The organism is Neorhizobium sp. LjRoot104 (assembly GCF_964253725.1).
GTDB lineage: Bacteria > Pseudomonadota > Alphaproteobacteria > Rhizobiales > Rhizobiaceae > Neorhizobium.
The window spans coordinates 3261767-3281291 of record NZ_CAXURS020000001.1 but is presented as its reverse complement, the minus strand read 5'-3'; the positions used below and the strand labels follow the sequence as shown (position 1 = coordinate 3281291).

14 protein-coding genes are annotated in these 19525 nt (G+C 59.1%); 8 read left to right on the top strand and 6 right to left on the bottom strand.

Annotated features, from left to right (window positions below):
- Nucleotide 1: 1 nt before the first annotated feature.
- The 3 genes from ACSQ8R_RS16355 to ACSQ8R_RS16345 all read left to right on the top strand — a co-directional run bounded on the left by ACSQ8R_RS16355 (nucleotide 2) and on the right by ACSQ8R_RS16345 (nucleotide 5566).
- A complete protein-coding gene (locus tag ACSQ8R_RS16355; RefSeq protein ID WP_436254354.1) occupies nucleotides 2–2155 on the top strand; it encodes a type I secretion system permease/ATPase in 2154 nt (717 codons plus the stop codon).
- 10 nt (nucleotides 2156–2165) lie between these two features.
- Nucleotides 2166–3506: an HlyD family type I secretion periplasmic adaptor subunit gene (locus ACSQ8R_RS16350; protein WP_436254353.1), complete on the top strand. Its 1341-nt coding sequence runs from the start codon at nucleotides 2166–2168 to the stop codon at nucleotides 3504–3506.
- A 974-nt stretch (nucleotides 3507–4480) separates the two neighbouring features.
- On the top strand, nucleotides 4481–5566 hold the full coding sequence (locus tag ACSQ8R_RS16345; protein ID WP_436254352.1) for an acyltransferase family protein: 1086 nt from the start codon (nucleotides 4481–4483) through the stop codon (nucleotides 5564–5566).
- 94 nt (nucleotides 5567–5660) lie between these two features.
- Here ACSQ8R_RS16345 and ACSQ8R_RS16340 read toward each other — a convergent pair whose 3' ends face one another.
- Nucleotides 5661–7235 carry a hypothetical protein gene (locus ACSQ8R_RS16340; RefSeq protein ID WP_436254351.1) on the bottom strand — a complete coding sequence of 525 codons (1575 nt, stop codon included), beginning with the start codon at nucleotides 7233–7235 and terminating at the stop codon, nucleotides 5661–5663.
- A 291-nt stretch (nucleotides 7236–7526) separates the two neighbouring features.
- Between ACSQ8R_RS16340 and ACSQ8R_RS16335 the strand changes: the two genes are divergently transcribed.
- Entirely contained in the window at nucleotides 7527–9104 is a 1578-nt protein-coding gene (locus ACSQ8R_RS16335) for an O-antigen ligase family protein (RefSeq protein ID WP_436254350.1), read from the top strand.
- Between the two features lie 41 nt (nucleotides 9105–9145).
- On the opposite strand, the gene ACSQ8R_RS16330 is transcribed toward ACSQ8R_RS16335, so the two are convergent.
- The gene (locus ACSQ8R_RS16330) at nucleotides 9146–10159 is read right to left on the bottom strand and encodes a glycosyltransferase family 2 protein (RefSeq protein ID WP_436254349.1); all 1014 of its coding nucleotides are present in this window, start codon (nucleotides 10157–10159) and stop codon (nucleotides 9146–9148) included.
- A 244-nt stretch (nucleotides 10160–10403) separates the two neighbouring features.
- Between ACSQ8R_RS16330 and ACSQ8R_RS16325 the strand changes: the two genes are divergently transcribed.
- Nucleotides 10404–11609: a glycosyltransferase family 4 protein gene (locus ACSQ8R_RS16325; protein ID WP_436254348.1), complete on the top strand. Its 1206-nt coding sequence runs from the start codon at nucleotides 10404–10406 to the stop codon at nucleotides 11607–11609.
- A gap of 22 nt (nucleotides 11610–11631) precedes the next feature.
- Here the strand turns inward: ACSQ8R_RS16325 and ACSQ8R_RS16320 are convergent, their stop codons facing one another.
- The 4 genes from ACSQ8R_RS16320 to ACSQ8R_RS16305 all read right to left on the bottom strand — a co-directional run bounded on the left by ACSQ8R_RS16320 (nucleotide 11632) and on the right by ACSQ8R_RS16305 (nucleotide 16282).
- Nucleotides 11632–12621 (bottom strand): glycosyltransferase family 2 protein, encoded by a 990-nt coding sequence (locus ACSQ8R_RS16320; protein ID WP_436254347.1) that lies wholly within the window; start codon nucleotides 12619–12621, stop codon nucleotides 11632–11634.
- Nucleotides 12621–13382, bottom strand: coding sequence for a hypothetical protein (locus ACSQ8R_RS16315; RefSeq protein ID WP_436254346.1), 762 nt, complete (start codon nucleotides 13380–13382; stop codon nucleotides 12621–12623). The genes ACSQ8R_RS16320 and ACSQ8R_RS16315 overlap by 1 nt, the downstream gene beginning before the upstream one ends.
- A 104-nt stretch (nucleotides 13383–13486) precedes the next feature.
- Nucleotides 13487–14974 carry a GumC family protein gene (locus ACSQ8R_RS16310; protein WP_436254345.1) on the bottom strand — a complete coding sequence of 496 codons (1488 nt, stop codon included), beginning with the start codon at nucleotides 14972–14974 and terminating at the stop codon, nucleotides 13487–13489.
- 54 nt (nucleotides 14975–15028) lie between these two features.
- Nucleotides 15029–16282, bottom strand: coding sequence for a polysaccharide biosynthesis/export family protein (locus ACSQ8R_RS16305; protein ID WP_436254344.1), 1254 nt, complete (start codon nucleotides 16280–16282; stop codon nucleotides 15029–15031).
- Between the two features lie 366 nt (nucleotides 16283–16648).
- Here ACSQ8R_RS16305 and ACSQ8R_RS16300 point away from each other — a divergent pair, with 366 nt between their 5' ends.
- The 3 genes from ACSQ8R_RS16300 to ACSQ8R_RS16290 all read left to right on the top strand — a co-directional run bounded on the left by ACSQ8R_RS16300 (nucleotide 16649) and on the right by ACSQ8R_RS16290 (nucleotide 19512).
- A complete protein-coding gene (locus ACSQ8R_RS16300; RefSeq protein WP_436254343.1) occupies nucleotides 16649–17626 on the top strand; it encodes a hypothetical protein in 978 nt (325 codons plus the stop codon).
- A gap of 213 nt (nucleotides 17627–17839) precedes the next feature.
- A complete protein-coding gene (locus ACSQ8R_RS16295; RefSeq protein ID WP_436254342.1) occupies nucleotides 17840–18886 on the top strand; it encodes a glycosyltransferase 61 family protein in 1047 nt (348 codons plus the stop codon).
- Complete coding sequence (locus tag ACSQ8R_RS16290) at nucleotides 18883–19512, top strand: serine acetyltransferase (RefSeq protein ID WP_436254341.1); 630 nt, start codon at nucleotides 18883–18885, stop codon at nucleotides 19510–19512. The genes ACSQ8R_RS16295 and ACSQ8R_RS16290 overlap by 4 nt, the downstream gene beginning before the upstream one ends.
- Nucleotides 19513–19525: the final 13 nt, after the last annotated feature.

The following is a 19525-nucleotide window of genomic DNA, read 5'->3' as shown; positions in this document are numbered from 1 at the left end:
CATGTCGGACGCCCAAAAAAGGGCCGACCTAGAACAGGCCCACGATCACGATGAAAGTCAGCAACTTGCCGGTGAGGACATCTATGCAAAATTGGAGCGCGCTGTGGACGAATGCCTGAAATTGTCATCCGATGGCGCAGCCCCTTCAGCAACGATATCCCGGCTGGAACCCAGAAACTCCCCGCAGAGCCAATCGCGAGCGAATGACAGCTCCTCGGGGGCCGATATCCTGCCCATGCCCACCAATGACCGGATCATCGAACCGGAAATCGAGCCGAAGCCCGTGGTGCGCGAAGCGACGGAGGCAAAGGCCCCGGAGGGCATGATCACGATCGAGGCCGATACCGGCCCCTTGCGGACCGAAGCGAAGACGTTCGGAAAGTCGCCATCGACCGGCGGCGGTCGCGGCGGCGACGGAACGTTTCACAAGCGTCTCGCCCCGGTCGATTTTTCGGCCAGCCTGCGGGCAGGCGTCAATGCCGTGCGGCGAAACCTGGCGATCGTCATGCTGTTTACCGTAGCCAGCAATATCCTGGTGCTGGCGATCCCGGTCTACCTGTTCCAGATATCGGACCGCGTGCTGACCAGCCGTTCTCTTGATACCCTGGTGATGTTGACGATCGTGATCGTCGGCGCCGTCCTGCTGCAGTCCGCCTTCGACGCGCTTAGACGCTTCATCCTGATGCGGACCGCGGTGGAAATCGCAGCGCAGCTCGGCGCTCCGATCCTGAGCGCGGCCGCCCGTGCCTCGCTTCAGAGCAATGGCCGCGAATACCAGGTGCTCGGCGATCTTCAGCAGGTCCGTTCGTTCCTTGTATCGAGGACGTTGCTCTCGTTCCTCGATGCGCCGATTGCCCCTCTCTTCGTGGCGGCGGTCTTCCTCATCCATCCGCATCTCGGCCTGATCGTGGTCCTGACGGCTCTGATGCTGCTTGTCTTCACCCAGATCAACCAGCGCATGACCGCCGAGCCGTTTGCCGAAGCCAACACGGCACAGGTGAAGGCCAACCTTCATCTGGAATCGATGTCGCGCAATTCGCAGATCATCAATGCGCTCGCGATGATCCCCGAGACGGTGCAGATCTGGGGCAGGGACACGGCAACCTCGCTGAAATCGCAGGTCATCGCCCAGGACCGGAATATCACCATAGCGGCGATATCGAAGGCCTGCCGCCTTCTGACGCAGATCGCGATGCTCGGCTGGGGCGCTTTCCTGTCGATCGAAGGGCAACTCACCGGGGGCATGGTGATCGCGGCCTCGATCATCGCAGGTCGCGCACTGGCGCCGATCGAAGGGGCCATCGAAGGATGGAACCAATACAGCCAATCCCGCGCGGCCTACGCACGGATAACGGCGCTATTGAAATCCTCACCCTTGAATTTCGACCGCCTGAACCTGCCGAAGCCGGAGGGGCGCCTCGACGTCGAACGCCTCCTTTATGTGCCGCAGGGAACCAAGCGCGTCGTGCTGAACGGTATTTCCTTTGCCCTGCAGCCTGGAGATTCCCTGGCGATCATCGGCAATTCCGGCGCCGGCAAGACCACTCTCGGAAAAATGCTCGTCGGCTCGATCCTGCCGACCTCGGGCAGCGTCCGCCTGGATCTGATGGATCTGAGAAACTGGGACCAGCGCCAGTTCGGTGAGAACATCGGGTATCTGCCGCAGGACGTGCAGCTCTTTCCCGGCACGATCAAGGCCAATATCGCCCGGATGCGGTTCGACGCGGACGATGAGCAGATCTATCGTGCCGCGATGCTGGCTGATGTCCATGAGATGATCGCCAGCCTGCCGCACGGATACGAAACCGTGGTTGCAGCCGATGGTGCTCCGCTCTCCGGCGGGCAGAAGCAGCGTATTGCGCTTGCCCGGGCATTCTTCGGCGATCCGAGGATGGTGGTGCTGGATGAGCCGAACTCCAATCTCGACAATGCCGGCGATGCGGCGCTGCTCCAGGCACTTCGCCACGCCAAGGAACACAAGATAACCGTCGCGACGATCACCCAGCGTCCGGCCCTCCTCAGCAGCGTCGACAAGATTCTGCTCGTGGTGAACGGCACCGTCGCGCTGTTCGGAATGCGGGCGGATGTCCTGAAAGCGATCGAGGCCCGGGGCATCGATATCAATACCGGTTCGTTCGGCCATCTGTTGCAATAGGGGTTGGGTCATGTCTGCCGTTGCCAAGGTACACGATCTCGAATGGTACTCGGAGGTTCCCCGGTCGGTCTGGAAACAGACGGTGGCCGGTCTGGCGCTGACGGCCGTAGCCTTTGGCGGTTTCGGCACCTGGGCCGCGACTGCGCCGCTTGCGGCGGCCGTCATCGCCCAGGGCAGTTTCGTCGCAACCGGGCGCAACAAGATCGTCCAGCATTTCGAGGGCGGGATCATCAAGGAGCTGCTGGTCGATGAAGGCGACCAGGTTGTCGAAAACCAGCCGCTGGTCAGGCTCGACGAGACCGCGTCGCAGGCCAAGAAGCGGGAGCTTTTCCTTCGGCGCATCCGGCTGGAGGCAACCGCCGCCCGTCTTTCCGCTCAGTCCGAAGGCGCCGGGGCGATGATGGTCTCGGCATACTTGAACGAATTCAAGGATGACCCGGATGTCTCCGCGATCGTCCTTACCCAACAGCTGAACTTCAGGGCTCAGCGGATGAAGCTTGCCACCGAACTTTCCCTGCTGAAGCAGAACATGAAGGCCCTGGAGTTCCGTAGCGAAGGTTACGCCCGGCATAGCGAGGCGATGTCGCGGCAGCTTGCCTTGCTCAAGGACGAATACGAAATCAAGCGGGTTCTGTTGACCAAGGGATTGTTGCGCGCAACGGAAGTCAGGGCGCTTCAGCGGGCGATCGCCGATGCCGAAGGGCAGATCGGCCGGCTGGCGTCTGAGGTCGCGGAAACCGGAGCCGAGCTCCTGAAAGCGCAGCAGGAGATATCGCACGCTGAGGACACGTACCGGCAAGAGGCACTCGACCGCCTGCAATCGATCCAGGGCGAGCGTGACGCGGCGCGTGAACAATCACGGGAAGCCGATGACGTTCTGCGCCGAGCCACGATCCTTGCGCCGGTCTCCGGCACCGTCGTGCGAACCTACTACCATACGACGGGTGGCGTTATCGAAAGCGGCAAGGGGATCATGGAGATCCTGCCTGCCGGCGTGCCGTTGATCATCGAGGCGAAGGTGCCTCGCAACGAGATCGACAGCGTCAAGGTCGGCCAGAAGGCTACGGTCCGTCTCATCGCCTTGAACCAGCGCACGACCCCGGTCCTGCAGGGCGAGGTGTTTTATGTTTCGGCGGACGCAATGGAGGATAGCAGGGCGGGGCTCACGAACCACGACGTCTACGTCGCGCGCATCAATGTCTCGTCCGATGAGATCGCCCGCGTCAAGGGATTTACTCCGCAACCCGGCATGCCAGCGGAAATCATGATCCAGACTGCGGTCAGAACGTTCTTCAGCTATTTGGCCAAGCCGGTCGTGGACAGCATGTCGAGGGCGTTTACCGAGCGCTGACAAGTCTCACCCGCACGCGCATACGCCAGGGGGCTACCTCTTAAGGCGTAGGCTTGGCTGTCCGCAATGCAAGCCCCGCAAAGCCGTTTGCCTTCGCAGGCTTCCAGCCATCGCTCCGGAGATGGTCGGGTGGGGCGGTTTTTCCAAAAGAAACCCCCGCCGATGAAACAGCGAGGGCGTCCGAAAGACGGGAAATACTTGAGGCTGACAGGACGCCTCAGGCAACATAACACCACGAGCATCGATAAATGTCAGTTCCACCAAAAGGAGAAGGCCCGACCGTTTTTCCCGTTCGAGCCTTCAGCAGTCTATTTGGCAAAAGTATTATTCCCTTATCTGGAACAGACATCAACTCAATCAAAAGGATTAGGTTCTCTCAGTCGTTGTGTCTATGACAAAATTTAATAATCACAGGTTGTTTTGCGTCTTTCCACACATGACTTCGAGGGATGTACACGGGACAGGCTTGAAATTCATTCGCCACTCGGTCGTCTAAATTAGTCGTTTGAAAATTACACTTGAGGTGTGGCCTGATTGCAATATCGTCGATCTATGATTGTGGTACTTTATAGTGCGGACTTGAGCAGAACGCCTCGGGTTTCGGCGTTGTAGACTGACCGGTTGCCAACATAGGCAGCCGGTCAGTTGTTCAGGCGACTGTCCGCCCCCCCCCGCGATGCGATTTGAGTACTATTGCCATGAAAGCGTGACATGGCGGACTGTCCCGGGACGGGGGCAGTCGGGAGCCTGTCGATCCTCGCGGCCTCGTCCTGCAGCGTGTGGCCGCGGTCTGGAGGTCGGCTCTGCGAACCACGCCCTTCTCGGTCAGGCAGCTGCCTAGCCTTATGGGCGAATTGACCCTGCCGACATCGCCAAGAGGCGCTGTCCACGCCACCTAATTGGGAGTGGGTGCTTATCTACCAGCATCCGGAAGTTGCTGTTAGGTTTCTGTCCGAGCAAAAGGGAGACGTGCGATGGACGGGCGGGTCGGTCGTTTTACGGTGGTCGATGCACTGCGCGGCGTGGCGGCGATGGGGGTCGTCGTTTATCACGCCGTTTCGGCCGGCCATGTGAAAAGCCTCCTGGAAATCTTTCCTGTCTGGGTTGAAACGGTGTTGTTGACCGGCGGGCTGGGCGTTGCGGTATTCTTCGTGCTCAGCGGTTTCGTCATCGCCCATTCACTCTACGATAAACCCATGTCGTTTCCGGAGTTCGGCCGGTTTACCCTCAGGCGGTCGCTTCGGCTGGATCCGGCCTACTGGGCCTCCATCGCGCTGACCATCGGCTTTGCTGCGTTGTCGTCATATCTGGTCGCCGGCAAGCAGATGCCCGACCTTACCGTTGCCCAGATCGTCTCCCACCTCTTTTATCTGCAGGACCTGCTGGGATATCCCGCCATCAGTACTGTGTATTGGACGCTCTGCCTCGAAATCCAGTTCTACCTTATCTACGCGTTGCTCATGAGCATGAGCGGGTTCAGGGCGCTTTTGGTCGTCGCAGCGTGCATCATCAGCCTTTTCTGGCCGCTTGGCTTCGGCCCGGATGTATGGCCTGGGCTCTTCCTGCCGCTCTGGTATGGCTTTCTTCTCGGGGTGATGGCGTATTGGGCATGGCGGCAACCGAAACTCGCGCCGTTTTTCGGAGCCTATGCCGGGCTGATCTTGTTCGCAGGCGCTTTATGGGAAGATGCCTTTGGAGTGGTTTGCTCGGTGGCCGCGCTGGTTCTTTTCGGTGCGGCTGTGTCCGGTCGGATCCGTGCCGGCCTGAATTGGCGATGGTTGCAGTTCCTGGGGCTGATCTCCTACTCGCTCTACCTGACCCACAACCTGGTTATCGGCGCGGTGTTTCGGGTCGCCGCGATGGCCGGCGCCCGTTTGCCGCTGGAGGTCCTCATTTGGTGGGTGGCGTCGCTGCTCGGTTGCGTTGCCTTTGCCTCAGTATCCTGGTTGCTGATAGAGCGGCCCAGCATGGAGTTGTCGAAACGCCTCGGCCAGCGCAAAGCCCCAGACCCGCCTTCGGAGAGCGTCGCACCGCTCACCGTTCAGCGTCTGCCGCAATGACATCGCACGACGACGAACAGGTATCCAAATCAGGGAATTACGTTCAGGCGATCGTCCAGATACGGCTCATCTCGAGACGCGAGGCAGGTGGGAGCTATCGCTGAATCCTTACCGTGTCCGATTCCGGGCGCAGTTCCTTCCGCATGAGGATTTTCTCTATCGCCAGCCACTTGGGATTGCTGTCGCTTTCATTTTCCAACAGCCCCCAACTGCCCCATTTGCTCGCGTCGGTCATTGAGGAATACAGGGCATAGGCGTCCCCGCCGGATCTTTGCCAGATATTCAGATGCAGGAGATAGAGATCCCCCATCCGCCTGTCACGGTTCGCGGCGATGAAGAGGTTCGTCAGTCTCTCGTTGTTTTCTGCGCCAGTGTGTCCGACAAGATGTTGTCCGCCTTCATAGGCGTAAAGCTTGACGCCATATTTCTTGGCGACGGAAGCCTGTCTCTCGATGACCTTCCGATTGTCGTTTAAGACCTCGTGTTCGAGTTCTGTGAACAGCTGGGCCAAGGGCCACCTGGAAACCTCTTCCGCCCGCTCGGGCGAACCGAGACCGCCGCCGAAATAGGGGGCGATCGCGAGTACGTTCGCATGCGCCCGCACGCCCTTCCACGACAGTATCGTTTCGCTGGTCCAGTCATTCACGGATTGAGCACAATAAATTCCAACGATCCTTTGTGCCTGTCCGCCAAACACTTCTTTCCATATGGCGAGAATTTCAGTTGTACGCTGGGCGTAGTAGCGTAGCTGGGCCTCGAACTCATTGCTCGAAAGTCGAAGGGCGAGCCCCTTCTGCTTCGCATACTCCGCCTGGTCGAAGCTGGAGTTCCAGACCTCGTTGGAATACTCTACGTTGACCATCAGATTTCCGTCCAAGCCGTCTTTCACCTGCTGTGCGAAGCGGCGTATGTAGTCATCGTCGGCCTGGTGAGGCATATTGAACCAGGGGTCGATTTTCAGCTCGTTGCACAGCTCGATCATGTACTCGAGCGGCATCCCGGCATCGGATCGGCCGAAGTGACCCACACGTGGCCGATCATCCCAACTGCGGACCGTCGAGTTATTGGTGGCCATCCAGTCCATGAAGCGGAGCGTCGTCATCCGCTTCAACCGTCTGAGGAAGGGCTCGCGAAACCGTTGCGTCGGCCTCTGGCCTCGTTCGTACACACGGATGTTGCGGACCGGATCGGAGGGATCGGTTTCCATCATGATTGTGGTGAAAGCGGCGTTCTTGCGAAGATTTCGCACATCATCGCGCCCAGGCAGACGCGCCTCCAGTTCGGCGCCTTCGCGATATCCGAGTTTTCCTTTGCCATCGTAATAAACAGAGAGATTTACAGGTAGATTTCTCCGTTCAGGGGAGAAAATAAGGAAGCTCTCGATCGTAGAGTTTTCCGGGACTTTCAACGGGTAACCGTCCTGTGTCATGGGCGGCAACGGCGTATCCCATGTGAAGGGGGCGCCTCTGACCTGCACGCGCCAGCGCGAAGCATTATAGGCCAGGTCGGAGAAAACCTGCTCGGTCGCCCAATAATTCATCGGGCTCAGGTTCACGCCCAAACGGTCCGGATAATCCTCCCTGACCGAGGCTCGGGCAAACGAAAAGCCGTTGAAGGGTTCGGTGGCTGCCAGACCGGCCAGCATTTGCAGAAGCGTTCGGCGTTTCACGGCAGATGTTCTCCGTTTTCGCTCGGATATCTGTTGCAGTGCCTATCGCGGAACGTAGGTGTCCACTGCCGGTCACGAGATAATAGAAGGCGACCGCAAACAAGGTACGCATTAGTCGTATTTCGCCTCCAAAGTTAGTAGGCGGAAATCCCTTTTACCGTGTGGCGACCTGTAGCCGAATGAGTAGCATTTCCGGGGAGCGGGATACCTTGCTCATTGGTGGCGATGGCAAGGAAAATATACGGTATGCAGGCGTTCCTCAGATCATTGCGGCGAGGCAAGAGACGTTAGATGCCAGAGTTTCTGCGCTCTCTTGCCTATGTACTCGTCGTCAGTGTTCCCGTCTTCTACATCGGCGGGAAGATAGCATTGCCGATAATCGGTGCCGCTGAATTCCGCCTTTGGCGAAATTGCTGGCTGTTGGCGACGATCATCACCTTCCTGTCCAGAGGTTTTTTTGACTTTGCCGTCGCCCTGGCTCTTTTGACCGTCTATATTCACCGATACTCCAGGCAGCCGGCTCTTCTTTATATAGTCCTGATGTTTGTTGCGCCCTGCGTGTCTGTTCCCGCCGGCATACCCGGCATCTTCAACAAGATTCTCGATCTCGATCCTCCTCGCTGGCTGGCGATTACAATTCTCCTGCCGGTTGCGATCAGACTTTGGAGGGACCGGGGCAACCGGGAATTCAAGGGCCTGGATGTTCTTGTGATCGCGTTCCTGGCGTATAGTTCGCTGCTCTCGGTGAGGTTGGGAGATTTCAATTCCATTCTCCGGGTCCTCGCCGGCAATTTTGTCGATATCTGCCTTCCTTATTTTGTTTTCAGCCGAGCGATACGTTCGGGCCTGGATATGAACAAAGCACTGCTCGCATTCGTCATCGGCGTAATACCCCTGAGTGCCATCGGGGTTTTGGAGATATGGAAAAGCTGGCGAATTTATTATGTCGTCGTCCAGGAATGGGATGTGTTCCTGATAACCGCCTATCTTTTTCGAGACGGGCTCTTGCGTGCTTCAACCACGTCTATCGAAGCGATCGCCTTCGGCTTCGTCTGCATGACTGGTGCCGGTTGCCTCTTGGCTCTCCGAAACCCGGTCTCGCTGGGTATCTGGCGTTATGTGGCGCTAACAGTGCTGGTGCTCGGGCTGCTTTCGAGCGTATCACGAGGCCCGTGGCTGGGCTTCGCACTGTGTGTCTTGTTCCTGAGCATCACTAGTCCGAAGAGGTCTTTCAAGCTTGCTCTAGCGGGTCTGCCCGGACTGGTCGCGTTGCTGTTCCTGCATCCGCCTTTTCTCGACCGTTTTATAAATTTGCTTCCGTTTGTCGGATCGGCGGACAAGGGCAGTGAAACTTATCGATCCAGCCTTTTCGAACAGTCCTTGATAGTTATCGATCGCTATCCGCTGTTCGGGTCGGATTCGTTTCTGAAAGAACCCGAGATGCAGGCCATGATACAGGGCCAAGGGATCATCGATATCGTAAACACCTATCTCCAAATCGCCCTATATTACGGGTTAATCGGCCTGTTCCTGTTTACCCTCTATTTTTTCGGGGTTTCTGCGAAGCTGGCGCGCAAATCATTCGGTGAAAACTCGGATACGGTGAACTACAAAGCAGTTCTTGGTCTCCTGATCGCGATGCTCATGGTCATCGTCACGACCAGCAGCGTATCTGTCATACCCTATATATATTGGACTTTCTCCGCCATGTGCGCGGCAATACTCGCGCCGAGTTTCGTCGGGAATCGGGAAGACCTTCCACAGCAAGACCCGAAACCTCTGAAGGTCCTCGGCGTGATGAGTCCAGTAGCCCGTTACAATTCCCTGGGCGATGGCAAAAAGAAGATGCGGGTGTTGGGCGTGCATTGAAGGGTCGCACGGTGCGGCCTTATCGGGCGTATAGATTTGAACTATTTATACTCGATGAGCCGCTGGCGGCGATTGATCAGCCGGTTTAGGTAGAATTGCGCGATGCCCTGCATTTCCGGGAATTTTCCCAGGACGTCGAAAGTTGCAAAAAGCAGCTTGTTCCCATGCGCCGGTCGCGCACGCCAGGCAAGGCGCAGCAGTTGGAGCGGATAGAGCAACAGAAGCGCCAGCGCAGCGGGATGCAAAGCCGCGCCGGCGATTGCGGCGAGCGGCAGCAAGCCGCCCCAGAAAACCGCGCGCCAGAGATTTCTCGTCCATATCCGGGATGGCGATCTTCGATGGAGATGAGATATCTGCGCGTAGGCATGCCCGCAACGCACGCTTCTTCGCCACCATTGGCTCAGGCGGCTTATATCCGCATCGTGGCGTGTCATCTCGGAGGGGAGGCGCCAGATTTTCCAGCCTCTGTCGCGCAGGCGGATGCAAAGTTCCGGCTCTTCTCCGGCGATCAACCCGCCGGAATAACCTCCGAAATCACCGAGGACGGAGGCTCTGATCAGGATGTCGCCGCCGCATGCCGGGACTTCGCCCGGAGGTCCGTCCCATTCGCGGTCGCACATCGCATTGAAGATGGTGCGTTCAGGATATCGTTCGCGCCGCCGCCCGAACACCAGCGCGACATCCTTGCGCATGACCAGAAAGGTCGTGGCCGTCGCGATCCATCGGATGTCGAGCTCGCAGTCTCCATCCAGGAACTGCACAAAGGCGGTATCGGGCCAGCGCCGCATGACGGCGTCGAAACCGGCATTGCGCGCGCGGGCCGCGGTGAAGGGAATTGTCATGTCCAGCGGCACTACCTCCGCGCAGAGGTCCGCGGCCGCCTCGGCGCTTCCGTCGGACGAGGCCGAATCCACATAGACCGTGCGCTCGCGATGGGTTTTGAGCGAATTGAGGCAGTCGATGAGACGCTGCCCTTCGTTGCGTCCAATCACCACGATGCCGACATCGGCACCGATCCCGGAATGACTGCGGTGCATCAGGATATCCGTGTCCATCTATGCGCATTCCCGGCGGTTGGTTTGGCGGTCGTCACCAGTCGCGATCTCCAGCCTACCAACGCGGGGTAAGCCCATATTCTATCTGTATAATTCAGGATCTCGGCTGTAAATTTACCTCTTTGGTGGAAGCCGCCCCGAGGCTCTAAGCTCTTTGTCGCACTGAGCCCACGAAGCCCTTTTTGCTATACCGGATCCAGGGGAATTGCCGGTGAATCGGCAGAGATGAAGGGATGTTTGTGGAATGCGGATTGCGTATTTCACCAACCAGTATCCGGCGCCGAGCCACACGTTCATACGGCGCGAAATCGTAGCGCTGGAGGCGAGGGGGCATCGGGTCGAAAGATATGCGGTGCGTCCCTTTCGCGGCGTCCTGAAGGATTCCGACGACATTGGAGAAGCCGGGCGTACCAGACATATCCTGCGCACCCCGATGCTGCGGGCAATGGCAAGCGTCGCCCGCCAACTTTTGGCCCGCCCCGGGAATTCTTTGAAAGCATTGGGGGGTGCGTACCGGTTCGCGAGGGCATCCGGCGGACGCTACATGCACCACCTGGTCTATTTCTTCGAAGCGATGATCCTGGCCGATTGGTGCCGCAGGGACGAGATCGATCACCTGCATGTGCATTTCGGCACGAACCCCGCGACGGTTGCGACGCTGGCGCATCAGATCGGTGGCATGAAGTTCAGTTTCACCGTCCATGGCCCGGAGGAGTTCGATCGGCCCGAAACGCTGGGGCTTGGCGACAAGATCAGGGCTTCGTCATTTGTCGTCGCCGTCAGTTCCTACGGTCGCAGCCAGTTGCTGCGCTGGGCCGACCTTGGAGACTGGCGGAAGATCGAGGTCGTTCATTGCGGTATCGACCAGCGCTATCTGAACGACGACGTGGATGGGCAGGGCACCTGCCAACGTCTCGTCTGCATCGCCCGGCTGTCCGAACAGAAAGGTCATCTCCTTCTGCTGCAAGCGGCGGCAAGCCTGCGGGCTGAGGGGATGCGCTTCCAACTCGTCCTTGTCGGCGATGGCCCGCTGCGAGGCGAAATCGGACAGCAAATCGAACGGCTCGGCCTCGGCGATACGGTCGTGCTGACCGGCATGATCTCGCAGGACGATGTGCGCAGCGAAATTCTTCGCGCCAAGGCCCTGGTCCTGCCAAGCTTCGCGGAAGGCCTCCCTGTCGTGCTGATGGAAAGCATGGCGCTGAAGCGCCCGGTGATTTCGACCTATATCGCCGGCATCCCGGAACTCGTTCAGCCGGAGAACGGCTGGCTCGTTCCCGCAGGTGATCTGGAGGCGCTGACCGGTGCAATGCGGCAGGCACTGGTCGCAAGCGATGTCGAGCTGTTTCGCAAAGGCGAGGCGGGGCGGCGTCGGACGCTCGAACGCCACGACATCAACCGATCGGCGGCGGCGCTGGAAATACTGATGGGCCGGCCGGGAGTTGTTTGAGCCGGTTACCGGCTGGAAGCGGTCAAGCGCCGCGAAATGGCCCCGAGTGGCGGATGAAATCCTGCAGCAGATGTGGCGGTCCGCTCGGGGGCTTGCCTTCCGCGAGGAGGCGGATGCGCCAGCCGATATGTCCGCAAAGCCAGGCAAGATCCGAGAGGACCGAGAACATGGCTCCATGATGCTTGAGATGGTAGCGCCGCCGGGACTCGAACCAATAGGCCGGCCGCCTGGACGGATTGACGTGGCGCGTCACGCCCGTCGATTGGCCCACCAGGTGGATGACGCGGCTTTGGGGCACGTGCCAGCAGGACCATCCGGCGCGCGCTGCCCGGATACACAAATCGACCTCCTCGTAGTAGAGGAAATAACCTTCATCGAGCATGCCGATCTGGTCCAGGACCTCCGTCCTGATCATCAGGCTGGCCCCGGAAACCCAGTCGATCCGGCTCGGCTCCTTCGGCATGTCGGGGGCGATACGCCAGCGCTCGAGCAGGCGTGTGACCGGGCCCAGCTTGGCCTCGCTTTCGAATTCATTGGCAATCGAGGGAAAGCGGAAAGCGCAGGCCTGGCCCCGCCCGTCCGGATGTTCCAGGCGGCTGCCGGCAATGCCGGCATCAGGCTTGCCGTCCATGAATTCCACCAGACGGGAAATGCTGCCGGGGCGAGCAACGGTATCGGGATTGAGGAGCAGGACATAGTCCGGCCGGCCGAAATTCTCCACGGCATGTTCGATGCCCCGGTTGTTGCCGTAGGCGAAGCCGCCATTCGTCTCGAGCGGGAGACATGCGACGTTCGTCCAGGCGTTTTCCTTTATGGCGGCCGCAATAATTTCGGCCGAGCGATCGCCAGACCCTCCATCGACGGCAATGATCCGTGTCCCATCCGGTACCGTGCCGGGAACGCTTAAGGACGCAAGGCAATCGACAGTCAGATCGGCGGTCCGATAGTTGACGATAACGACGACCAGTTTCAGCCGCGAGGCGTGGTCTTGCCGGCTATGTTCGACATCCATCAAAGGCCATGCCTCTTCGTCTTGTTCAGGACCACCTGCATGCTTTTTTCGGAGCCGAGATAGCTCCGGCAGATTTCCAGTTCCGGAAGCTTGGACTTGCCGATGGCGAGTACGATAACGGCGGTATCGGACATGTCGACGAACGGGATCACCTCGTCCGAACTCAGCATCGGCGGCAGATCGAAGAGAACGATCGTCGGCTTCAACATCTGCCGCACGAATTCGATCTGCGCCGTCATGCGGGCCAGGTCCGCCGGCAGCGGAATTCTGCCCGGCCCCCAGGCGGTCCGCAGCAGATGGCAATGAAGGCCTCGAATATCCAGCGTCGTCAGCCACCCGCGGATCGGGTCCTCGAACGGCGGGCGAGGCGCCAGTCCGAGTAGATTGCCGACTGAGGGATCCCGGAGGTTCGCATCGACCAGCAAGACATTCGATCCGGGTACGCGGGCAAAGCTAAGCGCCAGATTGATGGCGGTTACGGTGGTGCCACAACCGACTGTTGGGGCGGTCACCGAGATCACCCGCGTGTCCTGGTCCTTGTGTTCGTTCAGCAACTGGTTTCGCAGAACATCATAGGCGTGTGCCATCGGACTGTCGCTGTCGAAGGCGATGATGCGATTCGCATAGAGAAAGGTGGGAGAGACGGGCGAGAGATCCGGCTGCGGCGGACATTCCTCGTGAGGGTGGATTCCATTGACCGAGCCGTTGAGGTAGCCGGCATTCAGCTCGGCGAGACCGGTGCCGTCCAGTCTTTCCGCCATTCTTCCTCGAGCTGAGATATTCTTGATGATTTCCATAAAATTCCCTGCCCTGTCCCATCGATACCATTTTCAACTACAAGCGGTCCTGCCGGTTTCGAATGACGTCACCCTCCCGCAATCGGACTTGGGGTGGTGAATGCGGAATTTCGAAACGCCTTGGCTATGCGTCGCTTCGGCTTCCAATGTGGAATGACCACCAGGGTTTCTCCCGCCAGAGCCTGGCTGAGATCAAACGTGCCGCGAACGGTTCGGTCAAACAGATGCCCGGCGTAAATTCCCGCGGCCGCGGCCATCGCCGCTGCGGCGCAAACCATGGCGGCCAAATGGAGCCGCCGCGGTCCCGAAGAGACTTTGGCAACTTCCGGCTCCTCGATCACCTCGACCTGCTGGGCGGCGTCGCCTTCTTCCAGACGCTCGCCAAGACGCGCGGCGTCGAGCTTGCTCTGCATCTCATTCATGTTTCGCTGCAGCGAGACCTTTTCGGCTTCGTTCGCTTCGATCTGCGCTCCAACTTCGGGAGCGTGAGAGATGAGCTGCCGCAGCTTGGCGATACGTTCCACGAGGGAATTCCTTTGCGTGACGTTCTGTTCCTGGCGTGGCTTTGCCACCGCGATACGTTCCGCAATCAGCATGAGTTCGGGTGAAAGTGTCTTGATCTGTTCAGGCGTCGGCATGTTCCCCGAGACATCGTGCGGGGCGGGCGCAACCTGAGCCCGCATCTCGTCGAGACGTTGCTTCATGGCCCGGATTTGTGGATGGTTGTCCGAATAGATGACCGACTTGACCGCGAAATCACGCTCGAGTTCGAGGAGCTGTGCGTGAAAACGGGTGACCTCGGTGGTCTGCCCGACTCCCATGCGCAGCTGCGCCTCATAGATCCCGATCTCCTCTTTCAGTGCGACGGCCGCCCGATCGAGTGTTGCGAGTTCCAGTTCCTTGGTCTGAAGTTCGATCAGCAGGGTCGGGATCCGGGTGGGATGGGAATCCTTGTTTTCCTCGAGATACCTGGTCCAGGCACCTTCCCTCTCGCGGAACCGTTGAGTGACGTTATTGGCTTCCTGCGTCAGGAATTTGGTCGCTTCCGAGGCACGCGCCGTGCGGATGCGCCGGTTTTCTTCGATGACCTGCGACACGAGATCCGCAACCACATTCGCGGAAACAACAGGGTCGTCATATTTGAAGCCAATTCTGACGGAGGCATTGCTTGCGGTGCGGTCGGCGCCGTCGGTCACCGATATCAGCAGGGTGATCTGATTGCGTATGACACTGGCGAAATTGTTCTTGGCCAAGGTCTTCTGCAGATTTGGAAAGAGTTCGTGCTTGTCGGCCAGCGCCAGCAGGCTGTTTCGCGACAGGACCCGTTGCTCGATGAACAGCAGGCGGTCGTTCGATACAGTGGGCGATACGAGCGTCGTCGGTATCTGCTGGAATTCCATCAACAGCAGCGCGTCGGAATAATAGCTCCGGGGCATGGTGTAGATGAAGTAGGCCCCCAACATGAGGGTAAGCAGACCGGGTATGATGACATACAGGGGTTTTGCGAGTGCGACCTCGATAAAATAGAGGATATTGCGTCCCAACTCGTTGATCATGCTGTCGCCTCACTGCTTCGCGTACGAGATACATTGGTCATCACGAAGTCTCCCTCATTGACCCGCCCTTGCCGTTACCTCGGACGAACGGCGTTCGACGCGGGCCAGTGGCTGTAGCGCGCCAGCATCCCGGGTGTTCGCGGCGTCGGTGTAGACGACCCGCAACAGGTCGCCGGGGAGGATCGGGGTCGTCTCGGTTGCGGTGAACTCCCGAGTTTCGCCATTGGTGGTCCGAACGATCCGATAACCGAGCGCTCGCCGCTCTCTTTGCTGGTTCGAGGCCGCGCCCTCGCCATAGATCGTCATGATCCGCGTACTGTCGTCCAGTCGCGCCGTGGCCTCTTCCTGTTCGCGGCGTGCTGTATTGAGTTCGACCAGCAATTGGGTCCGTTGCGCCTGGCGCGCACTTTCATAACGGGCGATCTCCGCCATTTTTGTGCGCTCGGCGACTGCGATTTCAGATGTCAACCGGCTGACCTGTCCTTCGAGTTCGGCAATCGTGCCTTCCTGAACCATCTGCTGGGAGCCTTCAGTCACGCCTTTCGCGACGAGCCCGTTGATGCTCTGGAGGCGGCGCTTGGCCAGATCTATCCGTTTCGTCAACGTATCGGCCTGCTCCTGCAGCGCGAGGCTGTTTCGCTCCGTGAGCTGGTTTGCCTGAGCCTGGGCTTTTTCCTCCATGGTGACCGCTTCCATCCGGGCGTTCAGGAGTGATTGTTCCTGGGCAAGAGCCGGATCGGCGGCAAGGGCCTCGGCCGTGCCGATGGATTTTTCTCCGCGCATTTCCGCCTCCAGGCGGGTGATGCGCGCTCGCAGTTCGAGCAGGCGCTTTTGGGAGTGTTCGACTTCGCGTTTTATCACCACTGACCGGTCCTGATCGGCGGCCAGCAAGGCCGTACGATAGACGCCGCCGGCGACGCTGATGCCGTGAAGGACGGTCATGTTGGCCCGGTACGGATATTCGCCCGGCGTGTCGACCTCGCCGAGGACATAGATCAGCTGCGGGTTCTGGGTGTTGGGGCGCAGCATGATCGTGAGATTGGGGCTGTCTTTGAAATACGTCTTCAGCCGTCCGAGAAGCTGCGCTTCCAGTTCCGAAAGGGAGAGCCCGGCGCTCTGGATATGGCCTGCAAGCGGGAACGACAGCCATCCATCAGGAGCAATAACGACCTCGCGGGTCAGCTCAGGTTCCTGGGCAATCCACACCTGCAGCGTGTCTCCCGGTTGCAGGCGGTAAGTCGTCTGAGCTGCAACGTCCCCAAATGTCAGGCAGAGCAAAAGCCCCGCGAGACTCGTTATCCCACGCATCTGCAGACCCCCAATGATCGGTAACCCCTTCCCATCCAACCGGGATAAGAAGGGTTCATACTAGGGCGACCTTCAGCACCTGCAAACAGAGCACAAAGAGGTAAGCTTCCGGTCGCGAATCCTCCATCTAACGGATGAGCCGGAAAGTCCTGATCGACTTTAAGATGAGTACGCCCCGCACGGAGCCGCTTGCGAAACGGCCAGGTCCTATGCTCAACCGCGTCTTGGTTGAAGCCTCGGTTCGGATTTCTGCCGAGGCAATCATGCCAGATCGGGCGTCGGAGGCCGTTTCAAATGTGTTTTTCGAGGATTTTGACAGCCGCTTGCGCGACATCCGCAGTCGGCGCGCTCGCACTTGGAGCGGCCATGGTCAAGCCTGATCCAGCCAGGGCGGAGCGCGATCTCGACGCTCGGCCTGGGGCCTTTTCTGTCGGCAACCAAGACCACATCTTGCTGTCCGGGCACAGCCTGACTGATCGCCCCTATCCTGACCATCTGGAGGGAATGGCCCGGCAGGAAGGCATCTCGGTGTCCTGGAGGTTGGAAAACGTGACCGGTTCTTCTATCCAGCAGCGAACCGTCGGCAGACCCATCCCCTCGACCGACGAGCCCTACAACATTCTCATCATTACCGAACAACATCGTGTTCTGGATGCGTTGATGTGGAGCGACACCATTCGCTTCCTCCATGCCTACCATCATGCGTTCGCCGCAGCCAATCCAGCCGGGATCACATACTTCTACACCCCGTGGATAAGCATTTCCTCCCTGGAGGATCCCCACCCGTGGATCGAATATGAGAGGCTGGCTCTGCCCGTCTGGCGCTGCGTCGTGAAACGGGTCAACGACAAGATCGGGGCCTCCGGCGGAAAAAGTCACATTCGTTTCATCCCGACTTCCCTTGCGCTTGCCGAGCTTGTCGCGCGCCTGACGTCCGATCCGGCCTTCAGCGGGTTCGAGGATTGGAGTGTGACGGACCGCATGGAGGCGATCTTTTCCGACGAGGTTCATCTGACGGAACTCGGCTCCTACTATGTGGCTGCCGTGAGCTTCGCGGCGATCTACGGAGTCGATATCCGCAAGCAACAGCCGCCCGCCTCGCTCGACGCTCGGAAAGCCGAGGCGCTGAGGCTATTTGCTGCAGACTTCATGCAACGCTATCGAACAAGCAAGGCGAATGAGACGGGCGATTGCCGGGCACCGGTCCCATTCGCCTTCGCATCCCACTACGCGAACTATGTCGCGCGTGCCTACCCTCGTGAAGGCAGCTATCTCGTCGGCCACTTGCTACGCATCCGGAATATCGTCCGTTTTACCTGGCGCTTCAGGAAAGGCTTGGAGTGAACGGCCGGAATGGGCTGTCCTCAAATGGGATGCCGGACCAGGAGGGCAGCGTGAGGTTCTTTGCCCGATACGCCGAAATGAGTAACCCGATAGCCCAAAGACTAGCGGCGAAACCATTGGCAGCCATGCGAATATCTTGGTCGGGATGCGGAGTTTGGGACAAGGGAGACTCCACTTGTCCGACGCTGATTGTGCCTTGCGAGGATAGTTGGTTTGATATCGTTTTTGCCGATCGTGCATTCGCTGAGAAAAGTTGCCGGGATGCCTTTCCCGGATATCGAAGCGGTTGCCGTCGATCGTTGGACGATTGCCCCACAAACCCGGCGCTTCATTCGTCCTGCAAAGTTTTTGCCGCATCATCTCGACCGTATCAAGGGGACTCAATTCGGGCCGGTCGCAGAGGTCGTGAAGGGCTTTCGCGGAAATTACGAAACCACCCAGGAGGCCACGGTCGGTTACCGGATCAAGAATATCGACCTCATCGATGGCGTTCTCTATGCGCCGAAGTGTTCGAGAAGCCTCAGGCCCCGCAGCCGCCGGCTGCCTGTTTATGTGCCTCCCAGGCACTCGACCAGCGGGGCGCTGTTCGAGAGCTGGGTCGGCAATCGCTGGTTCGGCAACTGGCTTTCGGATGATTGCCTTACCTACCCGCTGGCGGACGAATTTGACACTCCGGTGACGACCCGGTCGATCACACGGGGCCACGAGCCGCAATATGCGTCCAAACTCGACCTCAAGCCAATCCATGTCAGCGACGTGCATTTCGACGAGGTCATCCTGTTTGGGGACAAGGGGCAGAATGAGGGCAAGAAGAAACGCGCCGATCAGCTCCGTGAAAAGCTTCTGGCATCGTCACCGCCTTTTCCCGTTCATCCCGGCGTCTTCATCCTGCGGGGGACCAGGGGAGACATCCGGCTGCTGTCGAACGAGATGGAGATCGCAGAACAGTTCGCATCGAAATATGGATTTCGGATCATCGATCCGTTGGTTTCGTCGGTTGACGATATCATCCACGCCTGTGCTGGAGCGCGTGTCGTTGCCGGTGTCGAAGGCAGCCATCTGGTTCACGGCCTGATGGTCATGCCGCCTGACTCGGCCCTGTTCGTCATCCAGCCGGCAGACCGGGTGGTTTCAGTTCTCAAGGTCATGACCGATCGTCAGGGACAGGGTTATGCCTTCGTCGTCGGCGAGGGGACCTGCGAGAACTTCCGCGTCGAGTGGAGTGATATCGACCGCACATTGGAGATGGTGCTCGCATGACTTCAAGGCTTCGTTTTCTCTATCCTCAATCCGCGGCCATGAGCGACCATAGTGGCGGGGCACCCCTGCAGGCGCCTCCTGCCTCGTTTCGCGAACTGGTGCGGAAGGACTACGAGCGCCACGGCAGGAGGATCCTCGATGCCGGCTTTGTGTCGCTGCTGGTCTATCGCTTCGGCCGGTGGGCAGGGAGCCGTCGGAGCCACGTGGCCAAAAGGTTTTTCCAGAAGATCTATGGCGCGATCAACATGGTCGTTTCGACGCTTGCGCGCGTGTGGATTCCGGCCGAGGTGACGCTTGGCGAGGGTTTTCACATCATCCACGTAGAGGGGTCGATTTCCATCCACCCGGACACCGTGATCGGAAAGCGATGCGGCATCATGCACAATGTGACGATCGGCACGAACATGAGCGCCGGCGCCCCCAGGATCGGCGATGACGTCTTTATCGGGGTGAACTCCACCATTCTTGGCGATATCCGCATCGGCGACAGGGTGCGGATAGGAGCCAATACAGCGGTGTCTACTGACGTGCCGTCGGATTCGATAGTCGTCGGTTCCCCGGCCAAAATCTATCCCCGCCTGGGTCCGTTTTCGAGCGAAAAGACAAAGACCGATGTCAGTCCCTGATCCACATCCGCTG

Coding starts and splice junctions, on each gene's coding strand:
- ACSQ8R_RS16355 (WP_436254354.1), top strand. CDS start 2: ATGTCGGACGCCCAAAAAAGGGCCGACCTAGAACAGGCCCACGATCAC.
- ACSQ8R_RS16350 (WP_436254353.1), top strand. CDS start 2,166: ATGTCTGCCGTTGCCAAGGTACACGATCTCGAATGGTACTCGGAGGTT.
- ACSQ8R_RS16345 (WP_436254352.1), top strand. CDS start 4,481: ATGGACGGGCGGGTCGGTCGTTTTACGGTGGTCGATGCACTGCGCGGC.
- ACSQ8R_RS16335 (WP_436254350.1), top strand. CDS start 7,527: ATGCCAGAGTTTCTGCGCTCTCTTGCCTATGTACTCGTCGTCAGTGTT.
- ACSQ8R_RS16330 (WP_436254349.1), bottom strand. CDS start 10,159: ATGGACACGGATATCCTGATGCACCGCAGTCATTCCGGGATCGGTGCC.
- ACSQ8R_RS16325 (WP_436254348.1), top strand. CDS start 10,404: ATGCGGATTGCGTATTTCACCAACCAGTATCCGGCGCCGAGCCACACG.
- ACSQ8R_RS16320 (WP_436254347.1), bottom strand. CDS start 12,621: ATGGATGTCGAACATAGCCGGCAAGACCACGCCTCGCGGCTGAAACTG.
- ACSQ8R_RS16315 (WP_436254346.1), bottom strand. CDS start 13,382: ATGGCGGAAAGACTGGACGGCACCGGTCTCGCCGAGCTGAATGCCGGC.
- ACSQ8R_RS16310 (WP_436254345.1), bottom strand. CDS start 14,974: ATGATCAACGAGTTGGGACGCAATATCCTCTATTTTATCGAGGTCGCA.
- ACSQ8R_RS16305 (WP_436254344.1), bottom strand. CDS start 16,282: ATGCGTGGGATAACGAGTCTCGCGGGGCTTTTGCTCTGCCTGACATTT.
- ACSQ8R_RS16300 (WP_436254343.1), top strand. CDS start 16,649: ATGGTCAAGCCTGATCCAGCCAGGGCGGAGCGCGATCTCGACGCTCGG.
- ACSQ8R_RS16290 (WP_436254341.1), top strand. CDS start 18,883: ATGACTTCAAGGCTTCGTTTTCTCTATCCTCAATCCGCGGCCATGAGC.